A 10072-nucleotide genomic window follows, 5' to 3' on the forward strand; every position below is an offset into this window, starting at 1 on the left:
CCGTCGGGACGAGGGGTGGTCAGGGTGCGCTCGAATGCTCGCAGGACGACGGCCGGAGCGGCGATCGCGGTCGTGGCCGCTGCACTGGCGGGCTGCACGCCACCGGAGCCGGCGCTCACCGCCGCCAGGGTGCTGCAGGCGGTGTCCGTCGCCGTCTCGTCCGACGGGGGTGTCCGTGCGATCGAGGGGACGGCCCTCGCTGTCGGCGATGACCCGTCCGACACCTCGGCGACCACCACCGTCTACGATCCCCCCGAGGTCGCCGCCGACCTGCCGGTCCGTGTCCGGCCCTCGTGGCGCACCGCCGACGCCTCGGGCACCGATCCGGCCGACCTCGCCGGGCGCTCGGGTCGGATCGAGATCTCGCTCGCGGTGGAGAACCTGACGGTCCGGCCCGAGGAGGTCGCGTTCGACGCGGCCGGTCGTGCAGCCCGCCGCAGCGCACTCGTCGGCGCTCCGCTGACGATCGCAGCCTCCGCGGTCCTGCCGGGCGTCCCGCCGAGTCGCGTCGTCACCGAGAGCGAGTCGGGTGCCGTCACCAACGGCGTGCTCAGCCGTGACGAGCACGGAGACGCCGTCGTGCAGTGGGCCTCTCTCCTCGCTCCCCCGGGCGGTGGCGCGACGGCGACGCTGACCCTCGTCGCCGACGTCGCCGACTTCGCCGTCCCCGCCTTCGACCTGGCGGTCCAGCCCGGCCTGAGCACCGACCCGACCACCGAGGGGGCGCTGGGCGCCGCGTTCGACTCCTCCGACGCCTCGCCGCTCGCCCTCGAGCGCCGCACGATCGAGGTCGTCACCGCGGTGGACGACCTGCTGACGCAGGCCGGCACCACCGTCGCCGAGGTGCGGGCCTCGCTCGACGCGACCTCCGAGACTCTCGGTGTCCGCACGGCCGAGGAGCTGCGGGCCGGCGCCGCCTCGACGGCGGCCTCGATGCAGAGCCTCTCCGGGCAGCTCGGCGCGCTCCGGGCGCAGCTGTCGTCGACGGTCTCGGGCACCGAGTCCGGCCTGCTGGCGCAGCTGTCCGAGGCGATCGACGCGGTGGACGCCCTGCTGGGCGACACATCGGCCGCCGTGCCGCCGCCGACGGTCTCGGGCAGCGGATGCGGAGTCGCCGTCGACGGCGGCCGCTCCGGCTCGATCCACTCCGAGCTGCTGCGGCTCACGGCCGAGCTCGACGCGTACGGAGCGGCGGCCGAGTCCTGCCGCGACGAGGTCGTCGCGGCTCTCCGTGCTGCCGCGGGGCCGGCACAGCCCTCCGCCGAGACCTGCACGGCACCCTCGACCACCTGCTCCCTCGCCGCCTCCGGAGCCGCCGTCGACACCGTGCTGCTCGGGATGCTCGATCGCGGGCAGGACCTCGTCGACTCCCTGCAGCCGGAGCTGATGGACGGCGTGCAGGCCGGGTTCGCCGCCCTCGCGAGCAGGGTGGACGCCGCGTCGGCCTCGGTGGACACCCTGGCCGACCCGGAGGGATCCGTCACCCGGGCGCTCGCCGCCCTGTCGGTGACGCTGGACGGGCTCGACGCGGACACCGAGGGCCTGGAGACGACGGTCGCCTCGGTCGGCGCCGCCGCCACGACGGCCCTGGACGAGCTCGGCACACCGACCAGTGCGGGGTCGCTGTCGGCGCAGAACCAGGAGCTGGCCGACCGGCTCTGCGAGCTGTCGCCGGCGACACAGTCCCCTGCTGCCGCACCCACGCCGACCGGGCGCCCGACGCGCGCACCCGTGGAGGTGACCCGGGGCTCCGTCGAGGAGCTCCGCGCCTACCTGACCGCGACGCCCTGCTCCGGCACGGGCCGCCTCGACGCTCCCGACGGCTATCCGGCCCCCCTGGCCGACCGGCTGAGCGACCAGGTCCACGCGTGGACCGCCGTCGCCTCCACCGTCGGCAGCACCGGCGCTAGTGCCGACCTCGCCGCCCTGCGCGCCGCGCTCGCCACGGTCCGCAGCGGCGTGGCCGAGGCCGGCGCGACGGCCGGCTCGGACGACGCGCGCCTCACCGGCCTGCTCGCCTCCCTCCGCACCGGCGTCGACGCGCTGACCGCTCAGCGCGACGCCCTCGGCACCCGCATCGACGCTCTCGGCGCCCAGCAGGACGCTCTCGCACCGGCGATCCAGGAGGCGTTCGCCGAGGCGGACACGGCCGCCGCATCCGCGGTCACCGCACTCCTCGACGAGCAGGTGCGGCGGATCTCGACGCGCTCCGGCGCCGACGCCGACGCGGTCGTCGCGATGTTCGGCCGGTCGGTCTCGAGTCTGCGCACGGCCTCCTCCGGTATCCGCTCCGACGGTGCGGCGACGGTGGACGCCGGGCACCGGGCTCTCCGCACCGCGGAGGCCCGGATCGGCGAGGCCGTCTCCGAGCGGACGCGCGCCTCCCTGGCCGGCATCGCGACGACGATCGACGCCTCGACCCGCGACACCGACGCGGCCGCCGCGCTCCTCGCAGCCGATCTGCACAAGGTGCTCCTGGACCTCGGCGACCGGATGGTCGGCGGCTCCGGCCTGCTCGGATCGATGACCACGAGTGCCGCGAAGGTCGGCACCGCCGACGTGCAGCTCGCGCTCGCCTCGCAGAGCGCACGGGGCTACGCCGCGGTGCGGTCCGAGGAGGTCTCGGGCATCCTGCTCGCGCAGGCCCAGGAGCGGGCCTCCCTCCGGGCCGGGGATGAGCTTCCCGCATTCCACCTCGACCTGCCCGAGGGCACGCGGACCCGGACGGTCTACTCCTTCCGGATCGGGGACGAGCGATGACCCGCCTGGGCAGGCGCGCGGCGCAACACCCCCGCACCGCCCGACGGACCACGATGCTGATCGGCGGCGCCGTCGCCCTCCTCGGCGTCAGCGGTGCCCTCGTCTCCCTCCTGCCCCCGCAGTCGGCTCCGATGACGGAGGTCGCCGCTCTGCCTGTCGACTTCTCGTGCGCCCGGGTGCCCGAGCAGCTGACGCTCGGGGTGGTGGTCTCGCTCAGCTCGGCTCCGGGCGAGGGCGCGGAGTGGAAGGACGCGGCGAACGGCGCCGTCGTCGCCGCGCACCGGTCAGCGATGGGCGGCTGCGAGATCGGTCTCGTCGCCGTCGACGACCACGGGACGCCCGAGGGTGCCCGCGCCGCCGTCGAGGAGCTGACGGGCCAGGGCGCGTCCGGCCTCGTCCTCGCGACACACGGCGCCCACACCGCTGCAGCCGTGGACGCCGCTCGGGCCGCGGGGACAGCGACCGTCCTCCCCTACGGAGGCGGCCCCGACCTGCCCGGTGACGGCGTCTGGTCCCTCGGACCCGACACCGCCTCGGCCGACGCAGCACTCGTGGAGGAGGCCGGCGGAGGCGCCCGGGTACTCCTCGTCGACACCGGTGGAGGCACCCCGACCGGTCTCTCGCCCGCCGCGACGGTGACCGCCGATCCAGGCGCCACCGCGGACGTGATCATCACCGCCGCCCGCCCGCACCTCGAGGGCGAGCAGGCGGTCGAGCGCGTCGTCGTGTCCGGCCCCGCCGCGGCGCAGGCGACGGCGGTCGCCGCTCTGCAGGCGGCGGGGGCGTCCGTCCCGATCCTGCTCACGCCCGACGCGCTGAGCCCCGCCTTCGCTCCCGCCCTGGCCGCGGCCGGAGGCACCCTCTCGGGAGATCTGACGACGATCGGCACGGATTCCGGTGACGCGGTCTCCCTCCGCGGCGACGAGCGCGGACGCGCCGCCTCCGCGTTCCTGGGGGCCGTGCGGATGACCGCCGACGATGCCGCGCGGGCGACCCTCCTCGGCGACCGCGCGTTCCGCGATCTCGCCGCAGTCGCGGACGCCCCCAGTCACGACGCCGTCGTGGCGCTGGTGCGAGCCGCGGCCGTCGCAGGCAGCAGGGAACCCGCGGCGGTCGCCGCCGCACTCCGGGGATCCACGATCGGACCGGCGGACGGGCTCGCCGGTCCGCCGCTCGATTTCGGCGCCGCGCACGCTCTGGACGTCCCGGCACTCCCCCTCCACTCCTCGCCGCAGCGCCTCGGCCTGCGGCCCGCCGACCCGCCGCTGCTCTGGTTCGCCGGACAGCCCCGACCGTGAGCCCCCGGTGCGACTCCTCCTCGACCTCGACGGCACCCGTTCCGACATCGACCTCGGCCGCCACCGCGACTCCGCGACACTCGGCGAGCTGATCGCCAGCGCAACCGGGCACCGCCTCCCGCCCGGGACGGCCCTCGCCGTCGACACCGCCCTGCACCCTGTGGAGACCCGGCTGGCCGATCTGCTGCTGCTCGAGGGAACGCGGATCGCCCGCTCCCCCCTGCCCCGACCTGCCGCGGCCCGCGGGTGGACGGCCGTGCTGTCGGGCGGTCTCGGCGCGGGAGCCGTGGTCGAGATCCCGCGGGCCCGTGCGCTGATCGTGGGCCGCTCCCCGCACGCCGACGTCGTCCTCGACACTGCGAGCGCCTCCTGGGAGCACTTCTCGGTGACCCGCGAGGGCGACCGCCTGCGGGTGCGCGACGCCGACAGCACCAACGGCACCCTGGTCGACGGCGTCTCCGCGACCGGGGACGGGGTCCTCGTCTTCGACGCCGCGGTCGTGATCGCCGGTGGGGCGGCCCTCCTGCTGCGCCCCGCGCCCGCCGAGCTCCTGGCGCCCGAGCCGGGGAGCGCGGACAACGTCACCGCGACGGCGACCGTGCCCTTCAACCGGCCGCCGCGACCGGGACGTCCGGCGGCCGGCGAGGCGGTCGTCCCGCCGGCCCGCCTCGAGATCGCCTCCGCCACGACCTTCAGCGTGATCACCGTCGCCGCGCCGCTCGTCCTCGCCTTCGCGATGGTCCTCATCATGGGCGATGCGCGCTACGCCCTCTTCGCCGCGCTCAGCCCCGTGGCCGGAGTGGGCATGTGGTTCGAGCAGCGGCACCGGCACGCCCGAGCGACCCGGTCCGAGGAGCAGCGCTACGGCGAGGCGCTGCAGACGCTCCGCGACGACATCGCCCGTTCCGCGCGTGTCGAACGGGCCCGCCTCGAGGAGGACGCGCCCGACCCGGCGACGATGATCCGCCGGGCGGCGCTGCCCGCCACGTCGCTGTGGCAACGGCGCGCGACCTCCGCCGATGTGCTCCGCCTGCACATCGGTGTCGGCGACGTCCCGTGGTCTCCCCCGCTCGATCAGCGCGGAGTGCCGCGGCTCGAGGAGGAGGTGCGCGCGATCCTCGCGGTGAGCGTCGTCCCGAGCGCGCCGGCATCCATCGATCTCGCGGACTCGGGCGTCGTCGGGATCGTCGGCGACCGCGAGGGCGGCCTCGCTCTGGCGAGGAGTCTGCTCTGCCAGGCGGCGGTCCACTGCGGTCCGGCCGACCTGGCGATCGGGGTGTTCTGCGACCGGCGACGCGACTCCGACTGGAGCTGGGCCTCCTGGCTCCCCCACACGCGTCTGCCCGGGGGTGGACGCCGACTCTCCGACCGGCGCGACCGCAGCTCCGAGCTCCTCCGCGCCCTCCGCGACGAGGACTCGCCGCGCGTGCTCCTGGTGCTCGACTCGGACGTGCTGACCGAGGGACGCGCCGCTCCGGCGCGCGAGCTCCTCGGACTCGGTCGCGGTGACCGCGAGGCGGCGACCCGGATCTCCGGCCTCGTGCTCGCGGCTTCGGAGGAGCAGCTCCCCGCCTCCTGCACGGTCGTCGTCCGGGTCGGAGCGGACGCCTCGGCGGTCCTCTCCCGGCCCGACGAGCGGATCACCGTCGAGGACGTGGTGCTCGCCGGTCTCGCCTCCTCCACGGCCGAGCGCTGTGCCCGCGACCTGGCGCGCTTCGAGGACCCGGAGCTCGTCACCGCGGGGGCGGCCCTCCCCGCGCTCGTGCGGCTGCCGCCGCTCCTCGGCGCCGATCGTCCGACCGCCGCGGACGTCCGGGGGTGGTGGTCGAGCGCCCGGGGCGTGCGCGCGCCCGTCGGCTCGTCCGAGCACGGTCCGCTCGTGCTCGATCTCGTCGCCGACGGCCCGCACGGCCTCGTCGGCGGCACCACGGGCTCGGGCAAGAGCGAGTTCCTGCGCTCCTTCGTGGCCGGCCTCGCGGCCTGGAACGATCCGACGCGCCTCACCTTCGTGCTCATCGACTTCAAGGGGGGTGCAGCGTTCGCGTCCTGCGAGCGGCTCCCGCACACGATCGGCACCATCAGCAACCTCGACGCCCAGCTCGCCGACCGCGCGCTGCGCTCGCTCGAGGCCGAGATGCGGCGTCGTCAGCGGCTCTTCGCCGCCGCCGGCGAGGGTGTCGACGACCTCGACGCGTACTGGGCCACCTCGCCGCCGGAGCCGATGCCGCGGCTCCTGCTCGTCGTCGACGAGTTCGCCGTTCTCGCGAAGGAGCATCCCGACGTCCTGACGTCCCTCGTGAGCGTCGCCGCGGTCGGCCGTACGCTCGGCGTGCACATGATCCTCGCCACCCAGCGTCCGGCCGGAGTGGTGAACGACGACATCCTCGCCAACACCAACCTCCGCGTCGCCCTCCGGGTGCAGAGCCGGGACGACTCCGTCGACGTGATCGGAGTCGCGAGCGCGGCCGGGATCTCCCGCTCCCAGACCGGCCGGGCGTACGTGAAGCGGGGCCAGAACGACATCTCGCCCGTCCAGACGGCGCTGGTCACCGGTCGCGCGGAGGCGGCGGCCGTCGAGGCGATCGAGGTCCGCCCGGTCGGACCCACGGGCGTCCCCGTCGAGGGCCCCTCCCCGGTCGCCGCCGACGAGACGGCCCTGACCGATCTCGACCTCCTGATCGACGCGGTGGTCGAGGCGGACGCCGCTTCGGGCTTCGGCCCTCCCCGCCCGATCTGGCCGGAGCCGCTCGAGGACACCGTGGCCCTCAGCGGGTTCGGCGCGGAGGAGTCCGACCTCGGCCGCGTCGTCGGCGACGTCCTCTACATCGCACTCTCGGACGACCCCGACCGGCAGCGCCGGTCGCCGACCGGCTGGGACCTGAGCGAGGGGAACCTGCTCCTCATCGGCATCCCCGGCAGCGGCACCAGCACGGTGCTCGCGTCGATCGCACTGACGGCCGCCCGCCACTTCCCTCCGGACGAGCTCGACCTCTACGTCCTCGATGCCGGTTCCCGCGACTCCGCCCCTCTCGCGCGACTCCCGCACACCGTCTCCTACGCCGGAGCAGGTGGCGGATCCCACGAGAAGCAGACCCGGTTCCTCCGTCACCTGCGCGACGAGGTGCGCCGGCGCCGAGCATCGCCCGGGGGCCACCGTCGTGCGCTGGTGCTCGTCGACGGTCTCGCGACTCTGAAGGACGAGTTCCAGGACTGGGAGGGCCTGGCCCTGCTGGAGGCGTTCACCCGCGCCTACGCCGACGGACCGCAGCTCGGCCTGCACTTCGCGGTGACGAGCACCCGGGCGAGGGCGATCCCCTCGGTGATGGAGGAGGTCACGACGCAGAAGTGGCTGTTCCGCCTCGCCGACCCGCAGGACTACGCCGCCGCCGGGATGAAGCCGGTGCAGGCGCCGTCAGCGGTGCCGGGGCGCTGCATCATCACCTCGTCGCTCCTGCAGACGCAGGTCGCGACTCCGAGAGCCGGTCTCGACGACGCGATCGCCGAGCTCGCGGCCGCCTGGCCGAATGCGCGCGGCAGGACGAGCACGGTCGGCACGCTTCCCGACAGGGTCGCCGTGAGCGCACTCGGGATCGAGGCCCGCTTCGATCGCGAGCCGTGGCTGCTCCCGATCGGCCTCGGCGAGTCGGACCTCGCCCCGCTGGCGTTCCAGGTCTTCGAGGGCGAGCACGTCGTCATCGCCGGACCCGCTCGATCCGGCAAGTCGACCGTGCTGCTCGCTGTGGCCGAGGCGGCTCGGGCCGCCGGCTCGGTCGCCGTCTGGGGAGTGTGCGATCGACGCTCCCCGCTGAGGGGCGCCGACCTCGACCGACTCGCCGTGGGCGCGGAGGAGCTCCGCACCCTCCTCGCGTCGCTGTCGACGGAGGAGGGCCCCGTGCTGCTCCTCCTCGACGACGCCGAGCGCTGGGACGACACCGACCAGGCGCTGATGAGGCTGGTCTCGTCGGGTCGCCCAGGACTCTGCGTCGTGCTGGCCGGCCGATCGAGCGAGCTCCGCAGCCATTTCGGGAACTGGACGAAGAAGGCGGCGGCCTCCCGCTCCGTGCTGCTGCTCCAGCCCGACGTCGACAACGACGGCACTCTCCTCGGTACGCAGATCCCGCGGCGCTTCCCCGTCCCGCCCACGGTGGGCCGTGGCTTCGTCAGCCTCGACGGCGAGATCCACTTCGTGCAGTCGGTCTCGCCGACGCCGGCGGACGGCGGCTGATCAGCGCCCTCGGACGGGTGATCGCGCCTCCGCCACCGAGTCGATCGGCGCGCCCTCCTCGAGAGCGCTCCGACGACCCCGAGACGCACCCATGGAGGAGCGCGGAGGAAGGCGCGGCGGAGACGACGAGCACGTCCCGCCCCCGCTCGCCGGAGCACGCAGGGGCGGGACGGCCGGTCAGCTCCCTCCGCCGGCGGCGAAGATGTTCTGCGAGATCGTCGCCAGCTGGCTGCGCAGCTCCTCGAGCTCCTGCTTGGCCTTCTCGAGGGCCGACTTCGTCTCCGGCCAGGTCGACGAGCGGAACTGCGAGGCCAGCGGACCGTCCCAGACATTCGGATCGGACAGTGTCCGCCCCTGTGCGTCGAGCCGGCTGATCTGATCGGCGAGGCCGCCGTTGACGATCGACTGGATCTGCTGGATCGCGGACTTCGCCTCGTCGGTCGAGAGAACACGTGACATGGATCACACCTTTCTACCCCTGCGGACGGGACCGTCCCGCCCGCCCCCACTCCACCGTCGTTTCATGAGGATGTCTCGTCATGGTAGGAGGCGGGACCGCGCAGATGGCGCGTGTGGCGTCGACGGCTCGACACTGGCGCGAGAGGTCGCCTCACTCGCGAGTGGTGATAGCGAAGGGACTGCTCGAGAGGTCCGAGAACGCGCCCACTCGGGCGCGCAGCTCGCAGGACGGAGTCACCGTGAGGGCGGTCACCGTCAGCCCGTCGGACGACACGGCGACCGCGCCGCCGCAGCCGTCGCTGAACCGCACGCCCGCCACTCCGCCCGCGATCGCGTCGAGCATGCTGCTCGCCGGCGCGGACGACGGCGTCGCGAGCAGGGGGTTCACGGGGTCGGCCCCGCTCGGCCAGACCGGCACCAGCGTCACCGGCAGCGGGGTCCGGCCGACCGTCCGCGCGGGAGTCTCGATCCGCACATCCCGCAGCCGCTGCACGGGATACGCCGTCCCGGTGACCGCAGGGTCGGCCACGGCCTGTGCCGTCGCAGACGCGGCCGCCGCCAGCCACCCGTCCAGGGCGCTCTGCTCGGCCACCGCGATCGGCACGGTCGCCGTGACGTCGACGATCCCCTGCGCCGGGACGTGCAGGTCCGTCAGGCTCCAACCGCAGCCGACCCCGACTCCGGTGACGCTCGGCCGGTTGCGCACCGCCGTCACTCCGGACCAGCTGGCCGCGGGGCACGCCGCCGCGGCGTCCGGGCCCGGCAGCACCTCGAGGAAGGACCCCGAGAGGGGCGCGCTCTGGGCGGAGTAGGAGATCTCGACGACCACGGCCCGTCGCTCCGCGTCCCAGGTGGCCGATCGCGTCACTCCGAGGCCCGTCGGCAGCGGCCGGTCCTGCTGCCGGGCCGACAGGTCGGCATACGGTGCCGAGGCTGGTGCTCCGCCGCGCGGCTGGACGGCGAGGAGCACCGCCCCGATGAGCAGGACGCCGGCGCCGACGGCGGCGAGGATCATCCGCAGACGTCCGCCGCGCCCCCGCCGAGCTGGAGCCTCGAACGGCCGTTCCGCCAGGCGCAGCTCGCGGCGCGGCACCGGGCGGAGCACGGTCGCCTGCGACGACGGGCCGAGCTCGGGAGCGGGCCCCTCCTCCACCGGCTCCGACGACATCTCCACCGCCATCCCGCGGAGGACCGTGCCCGGGCGCTCGGCCTCCTCGAACTCCGCCACGCCCGCCGCGAGCGGCAGCGCCGGCAGCCCGGCCAGCGGCGGGGAGAGGCGTCGCAGGATCCCCGCCGCCTCCGCAGCCGTCGGCCGCGACGCCGGATCCTT

4 protein-coding genes and 1 pseudogene are annotated in these 10072 nt (G+C 75.1%); 3 read left to right on the top strand and 2 right to left on the bottom strand.

The window, feature by feature from the left end:
* Nucleotides 1–141 precede the first annotated feature (141 nt).
* Genes C5C27_RS15145 through C5C27_RS15155 form a run of 3 tightly spaced genes read left to right on the top strand, consistent with a single transcriptional unit; the run spans nt 142 to nt 8283 of the window.
* Nucleotides 142–2760: a hypothetical protein gene (locus C5C27_RS15145; protein WP_219813187.1), complete on the top strand. Its 2619-nt coding sequence runs from the start codon at nt 142–144 to the stop codon at nt 2758–2760.
* A gap of 53 nt (nt 2761–2813) precedes the next feature.
* Nucleotides 2814–4058 (top strand): ABC transporter substrate-binding protein, encoded by a 1245-nt coding sequence (locus C5C27_RS15150; RefSeq protein ID WP_181133560.1) that lies wholly within the window; start codon nt 2814–2816, stop codon nt 4056–4058.
* A 7-nt stretch (nt 4059–4065) separates the two neighbouring features.
* Nucleotides 4066–8283, top strand: a complete 4218-nt coding sequence (locus C5C27_RS15155) for an FtsK/SpoIIIE domain-containing protein (RefSeq protein ID WP_104314816.1) — start codon at nt 4066–4068, stop codon at nt 8281–8283.
* A 177-nt stretch (nt 8284–8460) separates the two neighbouring features.
* Here C5C27_RS15155 and C5C27_RS15160 read toward each other — a convergent pair whose 3' ends face one another.
* Nucleotides 8461–8742 (bottom strand): pyrophosphorylase, encoded by a 282-nt coding sequence (locus C5C27_RS15160; protein WP_104224124.1) that lies wholly within the window; start codon nt 8740–8742, stop codon nt 8461–8463.
* A gap of 151 nt (nt 8743–8893) precedes the next feature.
* Nucleotides 8894–10072 (bottom strand): annotated as a pseudogene (locus C5C27_RS18775) (serine/threonine protein kinase); the annotation flags it as partial.

It is taken from the genome of Rathayibacter sp. AY2B7 (genome assembly GCF_002931635.1).
In the GTDB taxonomy this organism is placed as follows: Bacteria; Actinomycetota; Actinomycetes; order Actinomycetales; family Microbacteriaceae; genus Rathayibacter.

Bases quoted from the DNA above. Each gene is read 5' to 3' on its own strand.
- C5C27_RS15150 (WP_181133560.1), top strand. From the start codon at position 2,814: ATGCTGATCGGCGGCGCCGTCGCCCTCCTCGGCGTCAGCGGTGCCCTC.
- C5C27_RS15160 (WP_104224124.1), bottom strand. From the start codon at position 8,742: ATGTCACGTGTTCTCTCGACCGACGAGGCGAAGTCCGCGATCCAGCAG.